At 55.5% G+C, this 25,160-nt stretch carries 21 protein-coding genes and 1 pseudogene; 14 read left to right on the top strand and 8 right to left on the bottom strand.

Annotation, left to right across the window (positions count from 1 at the left end; genetic code table 11):
• The first annotated feature begins 4 nt into the window (after positions 1 to 4).
• From FHC48_RS01290 to FHC48_RS01250, 9 genes and pseudogenes are all read left to right on the top strand, one after another.
• Entirely contained in the window at positions 5 to 886 is an 882-nt protein-coding gene (locus tag FHC48_RS01290) for a carbohydrate ABC transporter permease (RefSeq protein ID WP_008501242.1), read from the top strand.
• A complete protein-coding gene (locus tag FHC48_RS01285) occupies positions 873 to 1,715 on the top strand; it encodes a carbohydrate ABC transporter permease (RefSeq protein WP_008501243.1) in 843 nt (280 codons plus the stop codon). The genes FHC48_RS01290 and FHC48_RS01285 overlap by 14 nt, the downstream gene beginning before the upstream one ends.
• A 28-nt stretch (positions 1,716 to 1,743) precedes the next feature.
• Positions 1,744 to 2,796 carry a zinc-binding alcohol dehydrogenase gene (locus FHC48_RS01280; RefSeq protein ID WP_119312125.1) on the top strand — a complete coding sequence of 351 codons (1,053 nt, stop codon included), beginning with the start codon at positions 1,744 to 1,746 and terminating at the stop codon, positions 2,794 to 2,796.
• Positions 2,797 to 2,813: 17 nt separating this feature from the next.
• A complete protein-coding gene (locus tag FHC48_RS01275; protein ID WP_008501245.1) occupies positions 2,814 to 3,602 on the top strand; it encodes a sugar phosphate isomerase/epimerase in 789 nt (262 codons plus the stop codon).
• 11 nt (positions 3,603 to 3,613) lie between these two features.
• Complete coding sequence (locus FHC48_RS01270) at positions 3,614 to 4,672, top strand: Gfo/Idh/MocA family protein (protein WP_088728495.1); 1,059 nt, start codon at positions 3,614 to 3,616, stop codon at positions 4,670 to 4,672.
• Positions 4,666 to 6,945: pseudogene (locus tag FHC48_RS01265) on the top strand (glycoside hydrolase family 65 protein). The gene FHC48_RS01270 and the pseudogene FHC48_RS01265 overlap by 7 nt, the downstream one beginning before the upstream one ends.
• Positions 6,935 to 7,600, top strand: coding sequence for a beta-phosphoglucomutase (gene pgmB, locus FHC48_RS01260; RefSeq protein WP_023327613.1), 666 nt, complete (start codon positions 6,935 to 6,937; stop codon positions 7,598 to 7,600). The pseudogene FHC48_RS01265 and the gene pgmB overlap by 11 nt, the downstream one beginning before the upstream one ends.
• A 13-nt stretch (positions 7,601 to 7,613) precedes the next feature.
• Positions 7,614 to 8,696: an ABC transporter ATP-binding protein gene (locus FHC48_RS01255; RefSeq protein WP_021240476.1), complete on the top strand. Its 1,083-nt coding sequence runs from the start codon at positions 7,614 to 7,616 to the stop codon at positions 8,694 to 8,696.
• A 65-nt stretch (positions 8,697 to 8,761) separates the two neighbouring features.
• The gene (locus tag FHC48_RS01250) at positions 8,762 to 9,676 is read left to right on the top strand and encodes an OmpG family monomeric porin (protein WP_008501250.1); all 915 of its coding nucleotides are present in this window, start codon (positions 8,762 to 8,764) and stop codon (positions 9,674 to 9,676) included.
• A 35-nt stretch (positions 9,677 to 9,711) separates the two neighbouring features.
• Here the strand turns inward: FHC48_RS01250 and FHC48_RS01245 are convergent, their stop codons facing one another.
• On the bottom strand, positions 9,712 to 10,722 hold the full coding sequence (locus FHC48_RS01245; RefSeq protein ID WP_059364489.1) for a LacI family DNA-binding transcriptional regulator: 1,011 nt from the start codon (positions 10,720 to 10,722) through the stop codon (positions 9,712 to 9,714).
• 155 nt (positions 10,723 to 10,877) lie between these two features.
• On the opposite strand from FHC48_RS01245, the gene FHC48_RS01240 reads away from it, so the two are divergent.
• The 3 genes from FHC48_RS01240 (at position 10,878) to tyrR (ending at position 14,978) form a co-directional block, all read left to right on the top strand.
• A complete protein-coding gene (locus tag FHC48_RS01240; RefSeq protein ID WP_045415711.1) occupies positions 10,878 to 12,275 on the top strand; it encodes a YcjX family protein in 1,398 nt (465 codons plus the stop codon).
• Positions 12,272 to 13,324 carry a YcjF family protein gene (locus FHC48_RS01235; protein WP_021240274.1) on the top strand — a complete coding sequence of 351 codons (1,053 nt, stop codon included), beginning with the start codon at positions 12,272 to 12,274 and terminating at the stop codon, positions 13,322 to 13,324. Before FHC48_RS01240 ends, FHC48_RS01235 begins: the two co-directional genes overlap by 4 nt.
• Before the next feature lie 112 nt (positions 13,325 to 13,436).
• Positions 13,437 to 14,978, top strand: a complete 1,542-nt coding sequence (gene tyrR, locus FHC48_RS01230) for a transcriptional regulator TyrR (protein WP_008501254.1) — start codon at positions 13,437 to 13,439, stop codon at positions 14,976 to 14,978.
• A 37-nt stretch (positions 14,979 to 15,015) separates the two neighbouring features.
• Here tyrR and FHC48_RS01225 read toward each other — a convergent pair whose 3' ends face one another.
• On the bottom strand, positions 15,016 to 16,224 hold the full coding sequence (locus FHC48_RS01225; RefSeq protein ID WP_059364487.1) for an aldose 1-epimerase family protein: 1,209 nt from the start codon (positions 16,222 to 16,224) through the stop codon (positions 15,016 to 15,018).
• Between the two features lie 275 nt (positions 16,225 to 16,499).
• Positions 16,500 to 17,006 (bottom strand): thiol peroxidase, encoded by a 507-nt coding sequence (tpx, locus tag FHC48_RS01220; protein ID WP_008501256.1) that lies wholly within the window; start codon positions 17,004 to 17,006, stop codon positions 16,500 to 16,502.
• A 107-nt stretch (positions 17,007 to 17,113) separates the two neighbouring features.
• Between tpx and ycjG the strand changes: the two genes are divergently transcribed.
• On the top strand, positions 17,114 to 18,079 hold the full coding sequence (gene ycjG, locus FHC48_RS01215) for an L-Ala-D/L-Glu epimerase (RefSeq protein WP_045334856.1): 966 nt from the start codon (positions 17,114 to 17,116) through the stop codon (positions 18,077 to 18,079).
• Here ycjG and mpaA read toward each other — a convergent pair.
• Entirely contained in the window at positions 18,070 to 18,783 is a 714-nt protein-coding gene (gene mpaA / locus FHC48_RS01210; RefSeq protein WP_059364485.1) for a murein tripeptide amidase MpaA, read from the bottom strand. The genes ycjG and mpaA overlap by 10 nt on opposite strands.
• 185 nt (positions 18,784 to 18,968) lie before the next feature.
• On the opposite strand from mpaA, the gene FHC48_RS01205 reads away from it, so the two are divergent.
• Complete coding sequence (locus FHC48_RS01205; RefSeq protein WP_059364483.1) at positions 18,969 to 20,585, top strand: ABC transporter substrate-binding protein; 1,617 nt, start codon at positions 18,969 to 18,971, stop codon at positions 20,583 to 20,585.
• An 89-nt stretch (positions 20,586 to 20,674) separates the two neighbouring features.
• Here the strand turns inward: FHC48_RS01205 and FHC48_RS01200 are convergent, their stop codons facing one another.
• The 4 genes from FHC48_RS01200 to FHC48_RS01185 form a co-directional block, all read right to left on the bottom strand.
• A complete protein-coding gene (locus tag FHC48_RS01200) occupies positions 20,675 to 21,238 on the bottom strand; it encodes a DJ-1/PfpI family protein (RefSeq protein ID WP_008501260.1) in 564 nt (187 codons plus the stop codon).
• A gap of 217 nt (positions 21,239 to 21,455) precedes the next feature.
• Positions 21,456 to 21,596 carry an Ecr family regulatory small membrane protein gene (locus tag FHC48_RS01195; protein ID WP_059364481.1) on the bottom strand — a complete coding sequence of 47 codons (141 nt, stop codon included), beginning with the start codon at positions 21,594 to 21,596 and terminating at the stop codon, positions 21,456 to 21,458.
• A gap of 74 nt (positions 21,597 to 21,670) precedes the next feature.
• The gene (locus FHC48_RS01190) at positions 21,671 to 22,906 is read right to left on the bottom strand and encodes a sensor domain-containing diguanylate cyclase (RefSeq protein ID WP_059364479.1); all 1,236 of its coding nucleotides are present in this window, start codon (positions 22,904 to 22,906) and stop codon (positions 21,671 to 21,673) included.
• Between the two features lie 92 nt (positions 22,907 to 22,998).
• The gene (locus FHC48_RS01185) at positions 22,999 to 25,122 is read right to left on the bottom strand and encodes a bifunctional diguanylate cyclase/phosphodiesterase (RefSeq protein WP_008501262.1); all 2,124 of its coding nucleotides are present in this window, start codon (positions 25,120 to 25,122) and stop codon (positions 22,999 to 23,001) included.
• Positions 25,123 to 25,160: the final 38 nt, after the last annotated feature.

The raw sequence follows: 25,160 nt of genomic DNA, 5'->3' as shown, positions 1-25,160 counted from the left end.
AATTATGAAGACGTTGTTTTCTGGTCGTTCAGATATGCCTTTCGCCATGCTGCTGTTGGCCCCCAGCCTGATTCTGCTGGGGGGCCTGGTGGCCTGGCCAATGATTTCCAATATTGAAATCAGTTTTTTACGCTTGCCGCTCAACCCGCGCATTAGCGCCGTGTTTGTCGGCCTGGACAATTACATTCGCATCCTCGGCGATGCCGCTTTCTGGCACTCGCTGTGGATGACCTTCTGGTACACCGCGCTGGTGGTGATTGGCAGCACGGTGCTGGGGCTGGCCGTCGCCATCTTCTTTAATCGCGAGTTTCGCCTGCGTAAGACGGCACGTTCACTGGTGATTTTATCCTACGTCACGCCGTCTATTTCGCTGGTTTTTGCCTGGAAATACATGTTCAACAACGGCTACGGCATTGTGAACTATCTGGGCGTAGACCTGTTGCACCTGTATGACCAGGCGCCGCTGTGGTTCGACAACCCGAACAGCAGCTTCGTACTGGTGGTGCTGTTCGCGATCTGGCGTTACTTCCCGTACGCATTTATCTCATTCCTGGCGATTTTACAGACCATTGATAAATCCCTGTATGAAGCGGCGGAAATGGACGGCGCGAATGCCTGGCAACGTTTTCGGATCGTCACGCTGCCCGCGATTATGCCGGTACTGGCCACGGTGGTCACGCTTCGCACCATCTGGATGTTCTACATGTTTGCTGACGTCTACCTGTTGACCACGAAGGTCGATATTTTGGGCGTCTATCTCTACAAAACCGCATTCGCTTTCAACGACTTGGGTAAAGCAGCGGCGATCTCTGTGGTGCTGTTCGTGATCATCTTCGCTGTGATTCTGCTGACCAGAAAAAGGGTGAACCTCAATGGCAACAAATAAACGCGTACTGAGCCGTATTGGTTTTTATCTCGGGCTGGCGGTATTTCTGATCATCACGCTTTTCCCGTTCTTCGTGATGCTAATGACGTCGTTCAAGAGTGCGAAAGAGGCAATCTCGCTCCATCCGACCATTCTGCCGCAGGCGTGGACGCTGCAGCATTACATCGACATCTTTAACCCGCTGATCTTCCCGTTTGTGGATTACTTCCGAAACAGCATGGTGGTGTCGCTGACCTCATCGGTGATTGCCGTGTTTCTCGGTACGCTGGGGGCTTACGCCTTGTCCAAGCTGCGCTTTAAGGGCCGCACGACGATCAACGCGAGTTTTTACACCGTCTACATGTTCTCCGGCATCTTGCTGGTGGTGCCGTTGTTCAAAATCATCACCGCGCTTGGGATCTACGACACCGAGCTGGCGCTGATTATCACCATGGTGACGCAGACGTTACCGACGGCAGTGTTCATGCTGCGCAGCTACTTCGACACCATCCCGGACGAAATAGAAGAAGCCGCGATGATGGACGGCCTTAACCGCCTGCAAATCATCTTCCGTATTACCGTACCGCTGGCGATATCCGGGCTCGTATCGGTGTTTGTCTACTGCTTCATGGTGGCGTGGAACGACTATCTGTTTGCGTCCATTTTCCTGTCCAGCGCCAGCAACTTCACCTTGCCGGTCGGGCTGAACACGCTCTTTAGCACACCCGATTATATCTGGGGTCGCATGATGGCGGCATCGCTGGTGACGGCACTTCCGGTGGTCATTATGTACGCCCTGTCTGAACGTTTTATTAAAAGTGGTTTGACCGCCGGTGGCGTGAAGGGCTGAGGCGGCCAATTTTAACAAGGAGTCAATCATGAAAAAATTAGTTGCGACAGCGCCACGCGTGGCGGCGCTGGTGGAATATGAAGATCGTGCTGTGGAAGCACATGAAGTGAAAATTCGTGCCCGCTTTGGTGCCCCGAAGCACGGCACTGAAGTGGTCGATTTCCGCGCCGCAAGCCCGTTTATCGATGAAGAGTTTAACGCGGAGTGGCAGATGTTCACTCCGCGTGAAGAGGGCGCAGCGCGCGGTATCGAGTTCGGTAAGTTCCAGCTGGGCAACATGATTGTTGGCGACATCATCGAATGCGGTGCGGACGTCACGGAATACCAGACTGGCGATCGCGTTTGCAGCTACGGTCCGCTGCAGGAGACGGTTATCGTGAATGCCGTCAACAACTACAAGCTGCGCAAAATGCCGCAGGGCGCCTCCTGGAAGAACGCCGTCTGCTACGATCCGGCACAGTTTGCCATGAGCGGCGTGCGTGATGCCAACGTCCGCGTGGGCGACTTTGTTGTCGTGGTCGGCCTGGGAGCCATCGGACAGATTGCGATTCAGCTGGCGAAAAAAGCTGGCGCGTCAGTTGTCATCGGCGTTGATCCGATCGAACACCGCTGCGAGATCGCCCGTCGTCACGGTGCGGACCACTGCCTGAACCCAATCGGCACAGACGTTGGTCTGGAAATTAAAAAGCTGACCGGGAAGCAGGGCGCGGACGTGATCATTGAGACCAGCGGCTTTGCTGATGCGCTGCAGTCCGCGCTGCGCGGCCTCGCCTACGGCGGCACCATCTCCTACGTTGCGTTCGCTAAACCGTTCTCAGCAGGCTTTAACCTGGGGCGTGAAGCGCATTTCAACAACGCGAAGATTGTCTTCTCTCGCGCCTGCAGTGAGCCAAATCCGGATTACCCGCGCTGGAGCCGCAAGCGTATTGAAGAGACCTGCTGGGAACTGCTGATGAACGGTTATCTGAATTGTGAAGATCTGATCGACCCGGTCGTGACCTTCACCACCAGCGCTGAAAGCTACATGAAATATGTGGATCAGCATCCGGAACTGAGCATCAAAATGGGCGTCACTTTTTAAGCTAAGGAAAGCAACTCATGAAAATCGCAACACAAAATCAGGCCTTTTTCCCGTCAAACATTCTGGAGAAATTCGAGTACATCAAGGCGATGGGTTTTGATGGCTATGAGATTGACGGCAAGCTGCTGGTGGAAAATCTCGCCGAGGTGAAAGCGGCGATTAAGGCCACCGGCCTGCCGGTCACGACCGCCTGCGGCGGATACGATGGTTGGATTGGTGACTTTATCGAAGAGCGTCGTCTGAACGGTTTAGCGCAGATTGAACGCATTCTGGAAGCCCTGGCCGAAGTGGGCGGCAAGGGCATTATCGTGCCTGCAGCCTGGGGAATGTTTACCTTCCGTTTGCCGCCGATGACCTCTCCACGCAGCCTGGAAGGCGACCGCAAAGCGGTGAGTGCGTCGCTGCGCTGGCTGGATGAGGTGGCCGCGCGCACCGGAACCACCGTCTATCTGGAGCCGCTGAACCGCTATCAGGATCACATGATCAACACCCTGGCTGACGCACGACGCTATATCGAAGAGAACGGCCTCAAGCACGTGCAGATCATCGGCGATTTCTATCATATGAACATTGAAGAAGATTCGCTGACGGAGGCGCTGCATCAGCACAGCGATCTGCTGGGCCATGTGCACATCGCCGATAATCACCGTTACCAGCCGGGAAGCGGTAGCCTCGATTTTGCCAGCCTGTTCAATCAGCTGCGTGCGGATAATTACCAGGGCTATGTGGTTTACGAGTGCCGCGTGCGTGCTGAAGATCCCGCTCAGGCTTACCGGGATTCTCTCACTTATTTACGCGAATGCTAAGGATGACGAGCGTGATGAGTGCTTCAACAACGTCGCCACTGCGCGTCGCCATCATTGGCGCCGGGCAGGTTGCGGACAAAGTGCATGCCTCGTATTACGCCACGCGCAGTGATGTTCAGATGGTGGCTGTCATGGACAGCCGCCTCGAACAGGCACAGGCTTTTGCGGAGCGTCATGCCATACCGTCGGCGTGGCAGGACGCGTGCGCCATGCTGGAGGCGGTTAAGCCGGACGTGGTGAGCGTTTGTTCGCCAAACCGATTTCATTTTGAGCATGTGATGGCGGCGCTGGAGGCTGGCTGTCATGTGATGTGCGAAAAACCGCCCGCCATGACGCCGCAAGAGGCCGATGAGATGCGGATGGCCGCACGTAAGGCGGGGAAGGTGCTGGCATATGATTTTCATCACCGCTTCGCGCTCGACACGCAGCTGCTGCGCGAGGCCGTGATGAACGGAACGCTGGGCGAAATCTACTTCACCTCGGCGCAGGCGCTGCGGCGCTGCGGCGTGCCGGGCTGGGGCGTCTTCACCAACAAAGCGCTGCAGGGCGGTGGGCCGCTGATTGACATTGGCATTCACATGCTGGATGCCGCGATGTACGTACTGGGTTTCCCGGCGGTCAAAAGGGTCACGGCGCACGGTTTCCAGAGGCTGGGAACCCGGAAAAGCAGCGGCCAGTTTGGCGAGTGGGATCCAGCTCAGTTTACGGTGGAAGATGCTCTGTTTGGCACCATCGAATTCTGCAACGGCGGCATTTTGCGTCTGGACACCTCGTTCGCGCTGAATATCCGCGAGCAGTCGATCATGAATGTCGCGTTTTGCGGTGAAAAAGCGGGGGCGACGCTTTTCCCGGCACATATTTATCAGGATGACGCCGGGGCGTTACAGACCCTGATTCAGCGTGAAGAGGCTGACGATCAGCGCCATTTACGCAGCATGGAGGCCTTTGTCCGCCACGTGCAGGGAGAGCCCGTAATGATTGCAGATGCTGAACAGGGGCTGGTGATTCAGCAGCTTGTCGCGGCGCTTTATCAGTCGGCAGAAACAGGAGAAAGCGTAACATTATGCTGAGCGTGTCTGTATTAACCGATCCGGGCTTTTGTCCGCACAGTCTGAATAAGTACGCGTCCATTATGGCATGCGGTAACGGCTACATGGGCATTCGCGCTGCGCATGAAGAAGATTACACCCAGCAAACCCGAGGGATGTATCTTGCGGGCTTGTATCACCAGGCGGGACGTAATGAGACCACTGAGCTGATCAATTTGCCCGATATCACCGGTATCGAGGTTGAGCTGGACGGGGTGAATTTTACCCTTCTGTCCGGGGACATTCTTGAGTGGCAGCGCGAGCTGGCGTTTGCCAACGGCGAGTTGCATCGCCGCGTTGTCTGGCGCTCGCCCAACGGAAAGCGCTATCGCCTGGAGAGTCGTCGTTTTGTCTCTCTGGATCAGCTGCCGCTTGTGGCCATGCAGCTTGCGATCACCCCGCTTGACGCAGCCTCGCAGGTGGTGATGAAAACCGGTATTGATGCAACACAAACCAATACCGGCCGTCAGCATCTGGATGAAATTTCTGTCAGGGTATTCGACCAGCACTATATGCAGGGTGTGTATGAAACACAGGACCGGGACTCTGACGTTGTTATCTCGGCCTTTTGTCAGCTATCAGCCGACAGCGAAAGCTGCTTTACCGCTAAAAATCGTCGGCTCTCTGCTCACTATTCCCTGACGATACCGCAGGGTGACACTGTCACGCTGGATAAGTTGGTCTGGGTGGCCCATCGCAGCGATAAAGCCCTGTCGCAGGAGTCTTTCGCGCGCGGCGCGCTGGCGGATCTCAAGGTTTGTGCGGCAAGGGGATATGCCTCGCTGCTGGAGAGTTCAGCCTGCGCATGGGAAGACGTATGGCGTGATGCCCGGGTGGAAGTGGCTTCTGCAGCCCCTGACGATCAGATGGCGCTGGACTATGCCGTCTGGCATCTGACCACCATGACGCCAGCCCATGATGAGCGGAGCAGTATTGCCGCTAAGGGATTGACCGGCGAGGGGTATAAAGGCCACGTCTTCTGGGACACCGAAATATTCATGCTGCCTTTCCATCTTTTCACCCGTCCGCAGGTGGCCCGCAGTCTGCTGCGCTATCGCTGGCTGAACTTGGCCGGGGCACGGGAAAAAGCCCGTCGCAACGGCTGGCCGGGCGCGCTGTTCCCGTGGGAGAGCGCCGCAAGCGGCAAAGAGGAGACGCCGGAGTTTGCAGCCATCAACATCCGTACGGGCATGCGGCAGAAAGTGGCCTCCGCCCTGGCCGAACACCACATCGTGGCGGACATTGCCTGGGCCGTTGTGGCCTACTGGCAGGCCACGCGTGATGACGCATTTATGCGCAATGAAGGGCTGACCCTGCTGGTAGAGACGGCAACGTTCTGGATGGGTCGCGCTACGGAGATCAACGGGCGCCTGGAAATTCATGATGTGATTGGGCCGGACGAATACACCGAACATGTGAATAACAACGCCTACACCAACTATCTGGCCTGGTACAACGTGGCCAGCGCATGTCGGTTTATGTCGTTGTTTGAGCGTGAAGATGCCTGCTTCATGGAGAAGGCGACCACCTTCCTGGCCCGCTTGTGGCTGCCGGAAGCCGACGCCGGGGGCGTTATCCCGCAGGACGATTCGTTCATGGCGAAACCGGCGATCGATTTAAGCCGCTATAAAGCCAAAGCGGGTAAGCAGACCATCCTGCTGGATTACTCTCGCGCGGAAGTTAACGAGATGCAGATCCTCAAGCAGGCTGACGTGGTGATGCTTAACTACCTGTTGCCGTAGAAATTTACCCCCGCCCAGTGCGCGGCCAACCTGGCGTTTTACGAGCCACGTACGATCCATGACTCTTCGCTGAGCAAGGCTATTCACGGCATTGTGGCCGCCCGCTGTGGCGATACGGAAGGGGCCTACGCCTTCTGGCGCGCTGGCGTGGCTATCGATCTGGGCGACGATCCGCACAGCAGCGATGACGGCATTCATGCCGCTGCCACGGGGGCTATCTGGTCCGGCGTTATTCAGGGGTTTGCCGGCATGCAGATTGTTGAGGGCGAGCTGCACCTTGCGCCGAAGCTACCCGCTCGCTGGCGAAAACTTGCCTTCCCGCTGCGCTGGCAGAACGCTCGCCTGCGCTTCACGTTTGAAAATGACGTTTTAACCATCGAGACCACCGCGCCCGTCACGTTAACCCTGTGGGGAAAAACGGTATGCGTATCGGAGCGGCAGGCACTGTCTCGTAGGGAATTTCTTGCATCTTTTAATGGGACCGCTACCACGGAGGCCAGCCATGAAGCCTGAAGCTGTTGTATTCGATCTTGATGGGGTCATCACCGATACGGCGCATCTCCATTTTCTCGCCTGGCGTTCGGTCGCGCAGGAGATCGGCATCACTATTGATGAGGTGTTTAACGAGGAGCTGAAGGGAATTAGCCGCATGGAATCCCTGCAGCGGATCCTGCGACACGGTGGGAAAGAGGGGGCGTTTGACGACAAACAATGCCTGGCGCTGGCGGGGAAGAAAAATGCGCTCTACGTCGCATCGCTGTCGTCGTTGACCGAGGCGTCGCTGCTGCCGGGCATCCGGGAGGTGCTGGCGGACATTCGGGCGGCGAAGGTCAAAATTGGGCTCGCCTCCGTTTCCCTCAACGCTCCTGGAATACTGCATGCCCTGGGTATTCATGACGCCTTTGATTTTTGCGCCGATGCCTCCCGTATCGTCTGTTCAAAACCGGACCCGGAGATCTTCCTCGCCGCGTGTGCAGGCCTGGACGTCCGCCCCGAGGCGGCCATTGGGGTCGAAGATGCGCCCGCGGGCGTGGCGGCGATCAACGCGGCGGGCATGCTGTCGGTCGGGATTGGCTCAGGCCTGACCCATGCGGGACTACAGCTTCATTCGACGCAGGAACTGACCTGGAAATGCCTGACCGATTTCTGGGCCTCCCGGGCGTATTGATAAGGAATTAAAAATGGCACAACTGTCACTGAAACATATTCAGAAAATTTACGATAACCAGGTCCACGTGGTGAAGGATTTTAACCTCGAAATCGAGGACAAGGAGTTTATCGTTTTTGTCGGTCCGTCCGGTTGCGGTAAATCGACGACGCTGCGCATGATTGCCGGGCTGGAGGAGATTTCCGCCGGTGAACTGGTGATCGACGGTGTTTGTATGAACGATGTGCCCGCCAAATCGCGTGACATCGCCATGGTGTTCCAGAACTATGCGCTTTACCCGCATATGACGGTCTACGACAACATGGCGTTTGGCCTGAAGATGCAGAAAATCGCTCCGGCGGTTATCGAAGAGCGCGTCAACTGGGCCGCACAAATCCTCGGCTTACGGGAGTACCTCAAGCGTAAACCCGGCGCGCTGTCCGGCGGCCAGCGTCAGCGTGTGGCGTTGGGCAGGGCGATAGTGCGTGAAGCGGGCGTGTTCCTGATGGATGAACCGCTCTCCAACCTCGATGCCAAGCTCCGCGTGCAGATGCGGGCTGAAATCAGCAAGCTTCACCAGAAGCTCAATACCACGATGATTTACGTGACCCACGATCAGACGGAAGCCATGACGATGGCGACCCGCATTGTGATCTTAAAAGACGGCATTATTCAGCAGGTCGGTGCACCGAAGCAGGTATACAACGAGCCGGCAAACATGTTTGTCGCGGGGTTCATTGGCTCGCCAGCCATGAACTTTGTTCGTGGTGCCATCGACGACCGCTATTTCGTCACGGAAACGCTGCGCCTGGCGATCCCGGAAGACAAGCTCGCTGCACTGCAAGCCGCTGGATATCAGCGTAAAGCTGTGGTCTTTGGGATCCGCCCGGAAGATATTCTCACCCAGCAGAGTAGCGGTGAAAATATCGCGGCGAAAGTCAGCGTAGCCGAACTGACCGGTGCGGAGTTCATGCTCTACGCCACCGTTGGCGGCCATGAGCTGGTGGTTCGCGCGGGAGCCGCGAATGATTATGCCGCAGGGGATAATATCGGTATCCAGTTCGATATGAATAAGTGCCATTTCTTCGACGCCGATACCGAAGCGGCTATTAGATAAGAAAGGTGTTTGCCGGAAATGCAAATTTCCGGTTTTTTGTTTGTTAATTATAAAGGGAATATTTTATGAGTACTCTACTAAAAAGTGCTGCGCTCGTGCTGTGCGCAGGGGTGAGCTGCGCACATGCAACAGAAACGGCTAAGCAATGGGAATTTAATATTGGCGCGATGTATGAAATTGAAAACGTCGAAGGCCAGGGAGAAGATAAAGACGGATTATATGAACCCTCCGTGTGGTTTAATGCGACCTGGGATGCCTGGACTATTTCGCTGGCGATGTATCAGGAAGGACCGGTTGATTATAGCAGCATGACCCGTGGGACCTATTTCGATCGCCCGGAATTTGAATTACGCTATCGTTTTATTGGTACCGATGATTTCACGTTCGGTCTGACCGGTGGTTTCCGTAATTATGGCTATCACTTTAAGGATGAACACGGCGCCAGAGACGGCAGCGCAAATATGCAGCGCTACAAAATTCAGCCGGACTGGGATATTAAATTAACCGACGACTGGCGTTTCGGCGGCTGGTTTGCCATGTATCAGTTTGCCAACGATCTGGAAAAAACAGGCTATTCAGACAGCCGCGTCGAAACCGAAACGGGCTTTACCTGGACCATTAACGACACCTTTGCCGCTAAAGTGAATTACTATTTAGAGCGCGGTTTCAATATGGACGGTTCACGTAATAACGGCGAGTTCTCCACTCAGGAAATTCGCGCCTACCTGCCTATTTCATTGGGTCAGACGACCTTAACGCCTTACACACGACTGGGGCTCGATCGCTGGTCGAACTGGGACTGGCAGGACGATCCTGAGCGTGAAGGACATGATTTCAACCGTCTGGGTATGCAGTACGCCTATGACTTCAACAACGGTTTATCCATGACGCTTGAATACGCCTACGAATGGGAAAACCATGACGAGGGTAAAAACGACCGCTTCCACTATGCGGGCGTTGGGGTAAATTACGCGTTCTGACCCGTGGGTCTTCCAGGGGCCTGGTGCCCCTGGTTTTAGCGCAGCGAGGCCGCCAGTAAAAAATGGGTATCAACCAGCACTTTTTGCGGGGCGGGGTGACCCGCAATACGCCTGAAGAGAAGATCGCAGCTCTCTTCCCCCAGTTTGCGGGTGGGGATATCAAAGCCGCCTGGTGCGGGCGTTAAAATGAGAGACAGCATCGGGTCACTGTATCCGGCTATCACCACCTTTTCCGGTATCATCAGATTTAACTCGTCCGCCGCGCGATAAAGGCCGAGTAACTTCATGCTGTCGGTAGCAAATACGGCATCAGGCGGCGTGGGTGAAGAGAGCAGTTCCAGAGCCGCCTTAAGCGCACTCTCATGGGTATAACCACCATCCATGATCCAGTCCGGGTTAATCGCAATATGGTGCTTTTCCAGACTGGCTTTATAACCCGCCAGGCGATCGATCGAAACATGATATTCAAGCGGCGCATGCAGGCAGGCAATTTTCCGGCGGCCGTTTTTGATAAAGGTTTCCGTCAGCGTGGCGCTGTCATGAAAATTATCCGTGTCGACGGAATAAATATTCTGATACTCACCTTCCACTTTGCCGATAACCACTACCGGTACGCCATACGCGTCCAGCGTGGTGAAAAAGGATTCATTTGCGGGCGAACTCAGCATGATGATCCCTTTGATCATCTTCTGTTTTATTTTACTCACGCATTTCAGGAGATCGTCTTCACTGCTTTTTGAGGTTTGTAAAATAACATCGAATCCTTCTTCTTCCGCTTTTGCCGTAATGGCATGAAGAACATCGGAGAAAAAAGGATTGCCGGCAGTGGTTTTGGTTGAACGGGTCGAAATAACCATAATGGCATCGAATCCTGAAGAGGTCAGGGCACGGGCCAGTTTGTTGGGCTGATAATTTAATTCGTCAATCGCCTTCAGCACTTTGTCACGCGCTTCAGGAGAAATATTCGTTTGTTTATTCAGAACGCGGGAAACGGTTGATTTCGATACGCCCGCAACCCGTGCGATATCATAAATGGTGGGTGACATACACCTTACTCACTCAGGACTGACAGCAATGGCGTTCATCTTACTGGAGAAAAAACGGCAATAGCAATAAATAAGAATTGATAATCAACGATCTGCCCCCATTTATTGTATTCTGAAGCCATGCATTCAAGGCTTCCAGGCAACGAAGGACGGCGATGAAGCGACTTAAAAACGAAATCAATTCACTGGTAAACCGCGGCGTTGACCGTCATCTGCGACTGGCGGTGACGGGGTTGAGCCGAAGCGGTAAGACGGCGTTTATCACCGCGATGGTGAACCAGCTCCTGAACCTGCACGCCGGGGCGCGTCTGCCGTTGCTTGGCGCGGTGCGGGAAGAGCGTCTGCTGGGCGTTAAGCGCGTTCCACAGCGTGATTTTGGCATTCCCCGTTTTACCTATGACGAAGGGCTGGCACAGCTTTATGGCGACCCGCCCGCGTGGCCGACGCCGACGCGAGGGGTCAGTGAAATTCGTCTTGCGCTGCGTTTCCGCTCGAATGAATCCCTGATGCGCCATTTCAAGGATACCTCCACGCTATATCTTGAAATCGTCGATTACCCCGGCGAATGGCTGCTCGACCTGCCGATGCTGGCGCAGGATTACCTCAGCTGGTCACGCCAGATGACGGGATTGCTGCAGGGGCAACGCGCCGGGTGGTCGGCCAAATGGCGACAGCTGTGCGAAGGGCTGGACCCGCTTGCCCCAGCAGATGAAAACCGTCTGGCGGCCATTGCCGACGCCTGGACGGCGTATTTACACCAGTGTAAACAGGAAGGGTTACACTTCATTCAGCCGGGGCGCTTTGTTCTGCCGGGTGATTTAGCGGGCGCGCCTGCGCTTCAGTTTTTCCCCTGGCCGGATGTGGATGGGGTGGGCGAGTCGACGCTGGCGCAGGCGGATAAGCATACTAACGCCGGTATGCTGCGCGAGCGCTACCATTACTACTGTGAGAAGGTGGTCAAGGGATTCTATAAGAACCACTTTTTACGATTTGACCGTCAGATTGTGCTGGTGGATTGTCTGCAGCCGCTCAACAGCGGGCCACAAGCATTCAACGATATGCGCCTTGCCCTGACGCAGCTGATGCAAAGTTTTCACTACGGGCAGCGGACGCTGTTCCGCCGTCTTTTCTCACCAGTGATCGACAAACTGCTCTTTGCGGCCACAAAAGCCGATCACGTTACCGTCGACCAGCATGCCAATATGGTGTCGCTGCTACAGCAGCTGGTGCAGGACGCCTGGCAAAACGCCGCCTTCGAAGGGATCAGCATGGATTGCCTTGGGCTCGCGTCCGTGCAGGCGACGCAAAGCGGGCTAATTGACCTTAACGGCGAGAAAATACCGGCATTACGCGGGAACCGGCTCAGCGACGGTGAACCGCTTACTGTCTACCCAGGCGAAGTGCCTGCGCGGCTGCCGGGCCAGGCCTTCTGGCAGAATCAGGGCTTCCAGTTTGAAGCCTTCCGCCCGCAGGCCATGAGCGTCGACAGGCCTTTACCGCATATCCGTCTGGATGCGGCGCTGGAGTTTTTGATTGGAGATAAATTGCGATGACGGAACCGTTAAAACCGCGCATTGACTTTACCGGAACGCTTGAGCAGAACCCGCAGGAGGCGTTCAAAACGGCGCAGACGTTCAGCGGTACCCAGGCCGATAACTTTGCCCCGGCGCTGCAGGACGAGCCGGTTGTTGAGGATGGTCCGGCGGAGGCGGTCGTGGACGCCGCGCTGCGTCCAAAACGCAGCCTGTGGCGCAGGATGGTCACCGCCGGTCTGGCGCTGTTTGGCGTAAGCGTGGTGGGTCAGGGCGTGCAGTGGACGATGAATGCCTGGCACACGCAGGACTGGGTGGCGCTGGGCGGATGTGCCGCAGGCGCGCTGATTGTGGGGGCTGGCGTCGGGTCGGTTGCCACCGAATGGCGTCGACTCTGGCGTCTGCGACAGCGCGCGCACGAGCGTGATGAAGCGCGGGATCTGCTCCACAGTCACGGCACCGGGAAAGGGCGCGCGTTCTGTGAAAAGCTGGCCAGCCAGGCCGGAATCGATCAGTCGCATCCGGCGCTTCAGCGCTGGTATGCCGCCATCCATGAGACCCAGAATGACCGGGAAGTGGTGACGCTCTATTCCCACATGGTTCAGCCGGTGCTGGATGCTCAGGCGCGGCGCGAAATCAGCCGTTCTGCGGCGGAATCCACGCTGATGATTGCCGTCAGCCCGCTGGCGCTGGTCGATATGGCCTTTATCGCCTGGCGTAACCTGCGCCTGATCAACCGTATTGCGAACCTTTACGGCATAGAGCTGGGTTACTACAGTCGGATCAGACTGTTTAAGCTGGTCCTGCTCAATATCGCGTTTGCCGGGGCGAGTGAGCTGGTGCGCGAAGTGGGCATGGACTGGATGTCGCAGGATCTGGCGGCGCGTCTTTCTGCCCGTGCGGCTCAGGGCATCGGTGCGGGATTATTAACCGCACGCCTGGGGATTAAAGCGATGGAAGTCTGCCGTCCGCTGCCCTGGATTGACGGCGATAAGCCCCGGCTGGGGGATTTCAGGCGTGAACTGATCGGCCAGCTCAAAGAGACGCTCAATAAAAAACCTTCGCCGTGAGGTTTTGTTCACTAATCGTGCTGGCTGTCAATATTTGTTGACAGCCATCTTCCCGATCACCGTGTTCTGACATATCATTTTACTGTTATTGGCTTAAAACGGTGAATTTCCCATGCGTCTTGAAGTCTTCTGTGAAGACCGTCTCGGTCTGACCCGCGAATTACTCGATCTTCTTGTTTTACGTAGCATTGATTTACGTGGCATTGAGATCGATCCTGTCGGGCGAATTTACCTCAATTTTGCCGAAATTGAATTTAATACCTTCAGCAGCCTGATGGCGGAAATCCGCCGTATCGCTGGCGTTACGGATGTACGCACCATTCCCTGGATGCCGTCCGAGCGTGAGCACCTGGCGCTGAGCGCGCTGCTGGAAGCCATGCCTGAACCGTTCCTCTCTCTGGATTTGAAAAGCAAAGTTGAGCGCGTTAACCACGCGAGCTGCCAGCTTTTCGCGCAGAGCCAGGAGAAGCTGAGCAATCATCACGCCGCGCAGCTGATCCCCGGTTTTAACTTCCAGCGCTGGCTGGACAGCAATCCGCAGAACACGCACAGCGAGCATGTGGTGATTAACGGGCAGAATTTCCTGATGGAGATCACGCCGGTCTATCTGAAAGGGGAAGGGAATACCCGCGTGTTGACCGGGGCGGTGATCATGCTGCGCTCGACGCTACGCATGGGTCGTCAGCTGCAAAACCTCTCCAGTCAGGACGTTGGCGCATTCAGCCAGATTATTGCCGTCAGCCCGAAAATGCGTCATGTGGTTGATCAGGCGCGTAAGCTCGCAAGCCTGACCGCGCCGCTGCTGATTACCGGCGATACCGGCACCGGGAAAGACCTGCTGGCTCACGCCGTGCATCTGGCGAGCCCGCGTGCGGCTAAGCCTTATCTGGCACTTAACTGTGCCTCTATCCCGGAAGATGCCGTTGAAAGCGAGCTGTTTGGTCACGCGCCGGAGGGCAAGAAAGGGTTCTTCGAGCAGGCTAACGGCGGTTCCGTACTGCTGGACGAGATCGGCGAAATGTCGCCGCGTATGCAGGCTAAGCTGCTGCGTTTCCTGAACGACGGCACGTTCCGCCGCGTCGGTGAGGATCACGAAGTGCATGTGGACGTGCGCGTCATTTGCGCCACCCAGAAGAACCTGGTGGAACTGGTGCAAAAGGGGATCTTCCGCGAAGATCTCTATTACCGCCTTAACGTCCTGACGCTGAATATTCCGCCGCTGCGCGATTGTCCGCAGGACATCATGCCGCTTACGGAGCTGTTCGTCGCCCGCTTTGCCGATGAGCAGGGGGTTCCTCGTCCGAAGCTGTCAGCCGATCTGGGCACGGTGCTTATGCGCTACGGCTGGCCGGGGAACATTCGTCAGCTCAAAAACGCCGTATATCGTGCGCTGACCCAGCTTGAAGGGTATGAGCTGCGCCCGCAGGATATCCTGTTGCCGGATTACGACGCCGGAACGGTATCGGTAGGGGAAGAGGCGATGGAAGGGTCGCTTGATGACATCACCAGCCGTTTCGAGCGTTCTGTGCTGACGCAGCTGTACCGCAGCTATCCCAGCACCCGCAAACTGGCAAAACGCCTGGGCGTCTCGCACACCGCGATCGCCAATAAGCTACGTGAGTATGGTTTGAATCATAAGAAAGGTGACGAATAACAAAAAAGCCTCTGCAAAGAGGCTTTTTACTTTTGTTTTATTCCTTCGCCAACGGCGTGTTAACGATGTCTGTTTTTGTCTCGCCCTGTATCGACGCAATCCTGCTTTCGACCTCTTTCACCTGCTGCGGGCTGTGGAGCAGGGTATAGGTCAGATCAAACTGCGCGCTGGCACCCGGCTCCAGCTGCTTAACCCGCTTCTGTTGGCGTTCAATCGTAACGGGGTAGGCGTAGCTGGTGCCCGGTTCAATGCCCGTGACATAACCCTGCTTCAGCGTATCGGTGTTTTTCCATAAGGTCAGCACGGGCAGCTGGCGCGTATCAAACTGGATTGATGCGCCTTTATCGCCGGCTTTATTGACCACCGCCGCGAGCGTTTCGTGGTTGTTGTCGGCGAGCGGCTGAATGTTAAAGACCATCTCATCAAAGCCTTTTGTCGGCCCGGCATAGGTTTGCCAGTCGTTAACGCCCGCTTTGGCGTAGTCATTGAATGGGCTTACGCTCGCCGCTGGCGCAAGGAAACGTGCGCCTTCTTCGAGGATCGGCGTCCCGAAGTTGCTGTGATAGATGATTTGGTAATCGTGAGGGTAATCGGCATGGTTAGTGAGAACATCATGCAGGCTGAACTGGTTGGTTCCGGGAACGTAGCGCAGTTCGGTCATGGTCTGCAGATCCGCTTTTTTGAACGTGCTCTCTTTGATCAAACCCCGAACGCGGATCTCATGCGGGGCGGCATCCGCCACCTCAACTTCCACCTGCGATACCGGGGTATTCCCGGCTCTGCCGTGCAGGGTGTAAATTTGCCCGTCCGCCGTGACAGGGTGACCTGTCCACTCGTAGCCACAGCGCACCATCATCTCGTTGAAACCATCCAGCCAGCCGAGACCGTTGCGGCTCTCAAGGTTGATATAAGCCGGATTCACGACCTCTTTGACAGGGGAATCCCACCCCAGTCGGGTGCCAAACCCTTCAACGTGCAGAAGGTTCATGCCGCGTGTCGGGCTCAGGGTAATCGTCAGGCCATCTTTACTGCTAATAATGATGACTTTACTGCCTTCCTGCTTGCCGCCGTGCAAGACTTTTTGCTCAATGCTGAACGTCTGATCTTTAACTTTCAGCTCATCACTCGAAATCTTCCAGTTTCCTTTCTCTACGCTGCTTTCAGCACTTGTCAGCACCCAGGTTTTAGCCGCGGCATGGCCAGAAACCAGGACCGCCAGGAGCGTAAAAGCGAATTTGATCTTCATATTTTATCCTTTTTGCTGAAACGATTATTTACTTTCGTAAGCAAATCTAATGTTTAGACAAAAAGGGAAATGTGATGGGCTTCACTGAGGTTAAAATTAGGTGATTTTAACAATTAGAATGCGCTAATGATCACGCGTAAGTTACATGTTGCTGTCTTTATTGCATGCTTTTTGTGATCGATGAATATTTTAGCTTTAACGATTCAGCTATTTTCTAATAAAAAACCCCGCCGTGGCGAGGTTGAGAATAAGTTGTATAGAATGCTAAGGACTTATTATGCTTTCAGCACGTCCAGCGCGGCAGTGTAGTCCGGCTCGGTGGTGATTTCGTTAACCAGTTCGCTGAAGACGACAGTGTCGTTTTCGTCCAGAACCAGTACAGCACGTGCTGCCAGACCCTTCAGTGGGCCTTCCGCGATGCTGACGCCGTAGTTCTCGAGGAAATCAGCGCTGCGCAGGGTGGAAAGGGTGATAACGTTGCTCAGGCCTTCGGCACCGCAGAAACGGGACTGGGCAAACGGCAGGTCAGCGGAAATGCACAGCACCACGGTGTTGTCCATTTCAGTCGCCAGCTGGTTGAATTTACGCACGGATGCGGCACAAACGCCGGTATCAATGCTTGGGAAAATGTTCAGTACTTTGCGTTTGCCCGCAAACTGAGCCAGTGTGACGTCAGACAGATCTTTAGCCACCAGAGTAAAAGCCTGCGCTTTGCTGCCAGCCTGCGGAATGGAACCTGCTACAGCAACCGGGTTGCCCTGGAAATGAACGAGTTGTGACATAGATATCTTCCTGTTTACATATAGTTAACGTCGTGGCTAGTGTATGCCATCAGCAGATAACACGGCAAACCAAATTTTTCGCCTTTCCGGGCCGCAAGGAGTCAGTGATGAGAAGCGTTAAGGTCTATGAAGAAGCCTGGCCATTGCATACCCCGTTTGTGATCTCTCGCGGCAGCCGAAGTGAAGCCAGCGTGGTCGTGGTTGAAATCGAAGAAGAGGGGTTTAAAGGCGTCGGGGAATGTACGCCTTACCCGCGCTATGGGGAAAGTCTGGCATCCGTGATGGCGCAGATCATGACCCTGGTACCTGACCTGCAAAAAGGCCTCACGCGTGACGCGTTACAGCAGCGTTTATCCGCCGGGGCGGCGCGCAACGCCATCGACTGTGCGCTCTGGAGCCTTGAAGCCGCTAAGCAGCAAAAATCGCTGACGTCATTGCTGGGCGTGGTCGTGCCGGAGTCCGTCGTGACCGCGCAAACGGTCGTGATTGGGGAGCCCGAGCAGATGGCCGCCAGTGCGAAAGCGCTCTATGACGCCGGGGCCACGCTGTTAAAAGTGAAGCTCGACGATCGTCTGATCAGCGAGAGGATGGTCGCCATTCGCTCGGCGGTGCCGTCAGCCACGCTCATTGTTGACGCCAACGAGTCGTGGCATCCCGAAGGGCTGGCCGCGCGATGCCAGCTGCTGGCCGATCTGGGCGTGGCGATGCTGGAGCAGCCTCTGCCGGCAAAAGAGGATGCGGCGCTGAAGAATTTTATCCATCCGTTGCCCGTCTGTGCGGATGAAAGCTGTCATACCCGTGAGAATTTGAGCGCGCTTAAGGGCAGCTATGACATGGTCAATATCAAACTCGACAAGACTGGCGGACTGACTGAAGCCCTGGCCCTGGCGGCGGACGCCCGGGCGCAGGGGTTCGCCCTGATGCTGGGATGCATGCTTTGCACCTCGCGGGCGATCGGTGCGGCGCTGCCGCTGGTCAATCAGGTCCGTTTCGCCGATCTGGATGGCCCGACGTGGCTGGCCGTTGACGTTTCACCGGCGCTTAATTTTACCAGCGGCGTACTTCACCTCTGAGGTTGCCAGCGCAGAAGCTCCATCATGGCCTTTAAGTATTTTTCGCTGGCTTCGTCGGAGGAGATCGCCGGGAACTCAGCGGTGATGCAGGGCAGGCTCAAGTCGGCGCACCAGCTGCCGAATGAACCGGGTGTCTCATAGCCCACGCTGGTGACGAGCGGGAGGGCGAACGCCTGGGCCAGCCACGCGCCCAGGTCAGAGTGGCGCGGATCTTCAATACAGGCCAGCGGATCGTGAAAGGAGACAACCCAGGCGGGGTGGATCTTATGGATAAGCTGGCACAGCGCCTGCGTTTCCGGCTCCGATCCGGGTTTATCGCCCGTGAGCAGCACCACGTCCCGCTCCTCGGCGGAGCTGTTCCAGCGATATACCGTTTCCCCTGCGCGCCAGTTTGCCGCAGGGAAATTACGGTTCAGGTCGATTCCTCGCGCATTCGCCCGTAATCCCAGCTGACAGCCGTCCGGATTCACGGCAAGAATCACGTGGTGACGTCGCAATGCCGGGGTCAGCGTCCGCAGCGCGCACGAGAGCGTGACGACAGACGAGTTCTCATCTCCGTGCGTGCCGGCAATAACCAAACCGCTGTCGCGATCGGCATCGGGGGCCGGGAACCAGATCAGCGATGCGCCTAAAAATGAGCGGCCATATTGTTCAGCGCCCGGAGGGAAGGCGCCGCGTTCCGCGCGGGGTCGGGTGGTTGCCATACGATATCCTGATAACGAAGTCTCTACAGGCAGTGTTGTGCAAAAGCCGCTGTTAATCAAATAGTTTCCTTAACGGCTGAGAATTGCCTTAAATCACTATTCAGGCGTAAGTTGTTTGCATTTCTTACTGTCGAAACAAATAATTACGCATCTGCTTTTTACCTGAATTTTTTAAAGGGGATCTTATGAAGCATCCTGTTTCGCGTCTTTTTGCCGCACTGTGCCTGTGCGGACTCTCTTCACTCTCATACGCTGCTGATGTGCCACAGGGCACGGTGCTGGCGCAAAAACAGGAGCTGGTCAGACACATTAAAGACGAACCGGCTTCGCTCGATCCCGCAAAAGCGGTGGGGTTGCCAGAGATTCAGGTGATTCGCGATCTTTTCGAAGGGCTGGTAAATCAGAATGAGAAAGGGGAACTGACTCCGGGCGTGGCGACGCGCTGGCAGAGCAACGATAACCGAATCTGGACGTTCACACTGCGCGATAACGCAAAATGGTCTGACGGTACGCCGGTTACCGCGCAGGATTTTGTCTACAGCTGGCAGCGTCTGGTTGATCCGAAAACGACCTCTCCGTTTGCCTGGTTTGCGGCGCTGGCAGGCATCAGCAACGCGCAGGCCATTATTGATGGTAAAGCGTCGCCAGATACCCTGGGCGTGACGGCGGTGGATGCCAGAACGTTGCGCGTCCAGCTGGATAAACCGCTACCGTGGTTTAGCAACCTGACGGCAAACTTCGCCTTCTATCCGGTGCAAAAAGCCAATGTTGAAAGCGGGAAAGAGTGGACGCGTCCAGGAGCGCTGGTCGGTAACGGGGCCTACGTTCTGAACGCGCGCGTGGTGAATGAAAAACTGGTTGTCGTGCCGAACACCCACTACTGGGACAATGCGAAAACTGTCCTGCAAAAAGTGACCTTTATTCCGATTAATCAGGAATCGTCCGCCACGAAACGCTATCTGGCAGGGGATATCGATATTACCGAATCGTTCCCGAAAAACATGTATCAGAAGCTCCTGAAGGATATTCCTGGCCAGGTGTATACGCCGCCTCAGCTCGGGACCTATTACTACGCGTTTAACACGCAAAAGGGGCCGACGGCCGATGCCAGGGTCCGTCTTGCGCTGAGCATGACTATCGATCGCCGCATTATGGCGGAAAAGGTACTGGGTACCGGCGAAAAACCGGCCTGGCATTTCACCCCTGACGTGACGGCGGGCTTCACGCCTGAACCTTCGCCGTTTGAGCAGATGTCCCAGCAGGAGCTGAACGCTCAGGCCAAAACCTTGCTCCAGGCCGCAGGCTACGGCCCTCAGCGTCCGCTGAAGCTGAACCTGCTGTACAACACGTCGGAAAACCACCAGAAAATCGCCATTGCGGTGGCGTCCATGTGGAAGAAAAACCTCGGTGTGGATGTCAAGCTGCAAAATCAGGAGTGGAAAACCTACATCGACAGCCGCAACACCGGCAATTTTGATGTGATCCGCGCGTCATGGGTGGGGGATTACAACGAGCCCTCGACCTTCCTGTCCCTGCTGACCTCTACCCACAGCGGCAATATCTCGCGCTTCAACGATCCGGCTTACGATAAAATTATCCACCAGGCGACGCTCGAAACCACGGCGAAAGCGCGTAATACGGACTACAACATGGCGGAGAAAATCCTCATGGAGAAAGCGCCGATCGCGCCTATTTACCAGTACACCAACGGCCGTCTGATTAAGCCGTGGGTGAAAGGGTATCCGATTAATAACCCGGAAGACGTGGCGTATAGCCGGACGATGTATATTGAGAAGCACTGATGGTTAATGCGAACTGGCGCACGTGAGCGCCAGTTTTGCCATGGATGATACCGCGCTGTGCTTTTCGGCAGCGATAAGACCGGAACGTATTATTCTAACAACGCATTAAACTTCGCCAGCCACTGCGGATGGGCGGGCCACGCGGGAGCCGTCACCAGGTTGCCGTCGACATGTGCCTGATCGATGCCGATCGTGGCATAGTGTCCCCCCGCGAGACGGACCTCAGGAGCACAGGCCGGGTAGGCGCTACAGGTACGGCCTTTCAGGATGCCCGCGGCAGCGAGCAGCTGCGGGCCATGGCACACCGCCGCAATCGGTTTGCGCGCGGCGTCAAACGCCTGTACCAGCTTTAACACATCCTCATTTAGCCGCAGATACTCGGGCGCTCTCCCGCCGGGGATGAGCAGCGCGTCGTAGTCCTGCTCCTTTACGGCGGAAAAGTCGGCGTTGAGGGTAAAGCGGTGACCGGGTTTTTCGCTATAGGTCTGGGCGCCGTCGAAATCATGGATTGCCGTTATGATGTAGTCGCCCTTCGGTTTGTCGGGGCAGACGGCATCCACCTGATGACCAACCATCTGTAACGCCTGAAAAGGCACCATGGTTTCGTAATCTTCGGCGTAATCGCCAACCAGCATCAGGATCTTCTTGCTCATCATTTCTCTCCCTTGTCATTAAAGATGATTAAGATATAGCCTGGCGTGGCTGAAATGCCGGAAATAAAAAAGCCCGTCAGAGCACGGGCAACATAAGCAAGTGAATAAATGATTCGTTATCAACGTAGTTGGAGGATAACGACGCGTATCTTACGCGGCCGTCAGGCTGGCAGATACCTGACAAATTCGGTAGGTGAAACACGATATTAAACGTGCGTTAAGGGGCGTCGAAGGTCGGGTAAAGACTATTTTCGAGATACTCGACGAGATACCAGATTTCCCCGCTAAAAATAAACCAGAAGCCAAATATAATAAGGAGCAAAATAATTAAGGTGAGTATTATTTCTGTTTTGCCCATTGCAGATTTTACCCACCTGACGTTAATTTATTCGAGGCAGGCATTGTAGCGGGGCTTTCCCGTATACTCCAGTTTCATGCTGCAAGGACTTTATTGCGCCCATCATTTTTAGCGCGATACAGCGCATCGTCTACACGCTTAAACAGCTCATCAATCGTCTCCCCCGGGTTATGTCGCGCCACGCCAATGCTGACGGTAAACCGTGGTAAGCCCGGAATCGTAATGCGGGCAACGGCTGCACGGATCGACTCGGCAATCTGCAACGCGGTGTCGAGAGAGGTATGCGGCAGCAGGATGACGAACTCTTCGCCCCCCCAGCGGAACACCATGTCGTTCTCCCGACTACAGGCTTCCAGCGTTCGGGAGAGGGCAATAAGCACCTCATCGCCCTTCAAATGACCAAACAGGTCGTTGATGTTTTTGAAGTGATCGGTGTCAACCAGCAGCAGGCTAAACTGCTGCTGGGCAGGTCGATTATTCAGATTGTTGGCGTCGGTAATCGCGTAGAACTGGCGTCGGTTGAGTAACCCGGTCATGGAGTCACGTAACGCGGCATGTTCCAGCTCTTGCTCCAGTCTTTTTTGCTCGGTGATATCGTGGATGATGCACAGCATCAGCTTGTCACCGTAGATCTCAATGGGTCCGGCATACGTCTGAACATGGCGGGTGGAACCATCGGCAAGGCGGTGAACAAAGTTGAGCGGCTTATGGCCGCCGGGCAGCGCGGCAATCGCGGTCATAATGGGCATAACGTCTCGCCCCAGGGTATTGATTTCCCAGGTATGCTTGCTGCACATACCATCATGCGAGTAACCGTAAAAATTGAGCGCAGCCAGGTTGGCATCAACAATCTGACCATCGCGGGCAGGATCGATTAACAGCATCGGCGCGCTGTTGGTCTGAAAAAAACGGGCGTAAAACCCCTGTTTTTTTCGCCGGTAGGTTGCGGAGCGGCTGGCCTTCAGTCCTGAGAGGATATGTTGGGCGATCCCCTCGAAGACAATCACATCTCCCCAGGGGGCGTAACGGGCAAGCGAGAGACGACAGCTTAACGGCGTATCCAGCCCATCCCGGCTTCTTATTGTCCAGATTTCGACGATCTCCTGCTCGGCTTTCAGTTCTGGTACATACATCGACAGGAGAGCTTGTGCATTCGCGGAATAGATGCCTTTACGCAGCTGATCGAGCGTCTTATCTCCCATAAGCTGCGTTGCGACCACGTTCGCAAAAATGATCTCTTCCGAAACGGGTGAAATAAGCCACACGGGTGTTTTAATGACGTTCAGCGCTTCAAAACCGTTTTGCGACATAGGCATTTCCTGTTCATCGGCTTAATACGCCTGACAATCATGACAGACGTGACTCGTGTGTTCTGCTTTGAAACATACTCTACTAAACCCCGTCAGGCATGGTTTTTTTGTGAAATAAATGCGGCGTCCGTTTGAATTTTATTAAGGGGGATAATTTGCCTTTCTGAGTTTATCTGCAGAAGCAGCCACGGCACCTGTTCGGCAGGTAAGGGGCGGGAGAAGAGGTAACCCTGCAGGTAGTCGCAGCCGAGACGGGTGAGAACCGCCTGCTGTTCTTCCGTTTCAATCCCTTCTGCCACCACGTTCATCTCCATGGTGCGGGCGATACTCATAATGGTTTCAACCAGCTTGTAGGTTTTTTCATTTTCCAGCATCGACGTTACAAAGCTTTTGTCGATCTTGAGCTCTTTTGCCGGCAGCACGCTCAGCATCAGCAGGTTGGAGTAGCCCGTACCAAAATCATCAATCGAGACGGTGATCCCCGCATGATTAAAAGCGTTGAGCAACTCAATGCTGCGGTCGAGATTTTTCAGCGCGGTGCTCTCCGTGACCTCAAGGATCAGCCTGGACGGGGACAAGTTATATTTTTCCAGCATCGACGATACGATGTGGAAAATGTCCGGCTGCTCGAACTGGACGGGGGATAAGTTGAGCGATAACGTCCACTGGCTGAACCCTTGTTCAGTCCAGAAATGCAGCTGTCGACATGCCGCTTCAATGGCCCAGTTGCCCACCGGAATAATTAAGCCGGTTTGCTCCAGCGAGGGGATAAACAGACCAGGCAGCACAACGCCTTGCTCAGGGTGCCGCCAGCGCAGCAGGGCTTCAAAACCATGGATAGTCTTCTCTTGCGCATACCAGGTTGGCTGGTACCACAGTTCAAACTGATCGCGCTCAAGCGCCTGAGAGAGCTCCTGAAGAAAACCGGGTTTTGCCGGGATTGCTGTCGACATCTCGGTTCTGTAACGCGCCCAGCCGTTGCGGCCGTCGTCTTTGACGTGATGCAGGGCTGCATCTGCTTTGAGTTTCAGTTCATGCAGCGTTTCGCCATCCTGAGGATAGAGGCTGACGCCCGCACTCATTGTCGTGTTAAGCGTATGACCACAGATCGAAAGAGGACGTCGCACATCCTCGAGCAGCGACGCGAGCAGGGCGTTGAGTTTGTCGTCGTCACATTCCGGCACCAGCAGGATAAAAGCGTCTCCTCCCAGCCTTGCCAGGGTCATCTCACGCGAGAGCCGGGAAGTGATGCGTTGTGCGACGGTGATCAATAACTCATCGCCGACGCTGTGACCCCAGGTATCGTTGACGCGTTTGAAGTGATCGACGTTCAGGAAAATAACGGCAAATTGCCTGTTGCTCAGCAACGCGCTGCGCAGGCAGTCCTGCATGCGGAGATCCATCTGATGGCGATTCGCGAGTCCGGTGAGCGCATCAAAGCGCGCCTGGAGCTCAAGCTGCCGATTGAGTTGTCGAAGATTATCCGTCAGCCGGCCGGTGCGACGGTGAGAATCGATAAGGGAAATAATTAACATCACGCCAAGCAGGCAGAGCGTGGTGACAGAAACCCAGATGGATAACCCCAGCTCGCCGATCCCGCCGGGGAGGGTATGCGACATTTCCGGGTAATGCGCGGCGCTCATGCCGGTATAGTGCATCGCACAAATGGCGGCACCCATGACCAGGGCGGCGAGAAGGCGCTCGATAAAAACCCCTTTGTCTCGCAGGCGGAAAGCCAGCCACAGCGCCGTGCCGGACGCCACCACGGCAATGACCACCGACAACCCCACAATACGGCGATCCCAGATAATGCTGCCATCCAGCATCAGGGCAGCCATACCGATATAGTGCATAGATACCACGCCTGCGCTCAGGATAGCCGTGGCAACGATCGGTCGAAACGAAGAACGTTTTTTTCCCGCGACGGCAATATCAAGGGCCGTGGTCGACGCAATAATCGCGACGCCCAGAGACGCAAGGGTTAACCAGAGGTCATAGCGCATCATCATCGGCATCTGCATCGACAGCATGCCGATAAAGTGCATCGACCAGATGCCAATCCCCAGCGTCATACCCCCGGCAATGCGCCAGAACAGGGCAGCCTTTCGGCTGGAAAGGGGGATCTTTCCGGCACTGTCCAGCGCCACAAAGGAGGCGATAAATGCCACCAGATAAGAGATAGCGATTAACACAGGGTCCCACGATATATTGAGCATTATGCAATCCCACGCCTGAGAGGGTTACCGATTTCGCC

Source organism: Enterobacter sp. EC_50, from assembly GCF_019584525.1.
Taxonomy (GTDB): Bacteria; Pseudomonadota; Gammaproteobacteria; order Enterobacterales; family Enterobacteriaceae; genus Enterobacter; species Enterobacter roggenkampii.
This window is presented reverse-complemented; position numbering and strand designations above follow the sequence as displayed.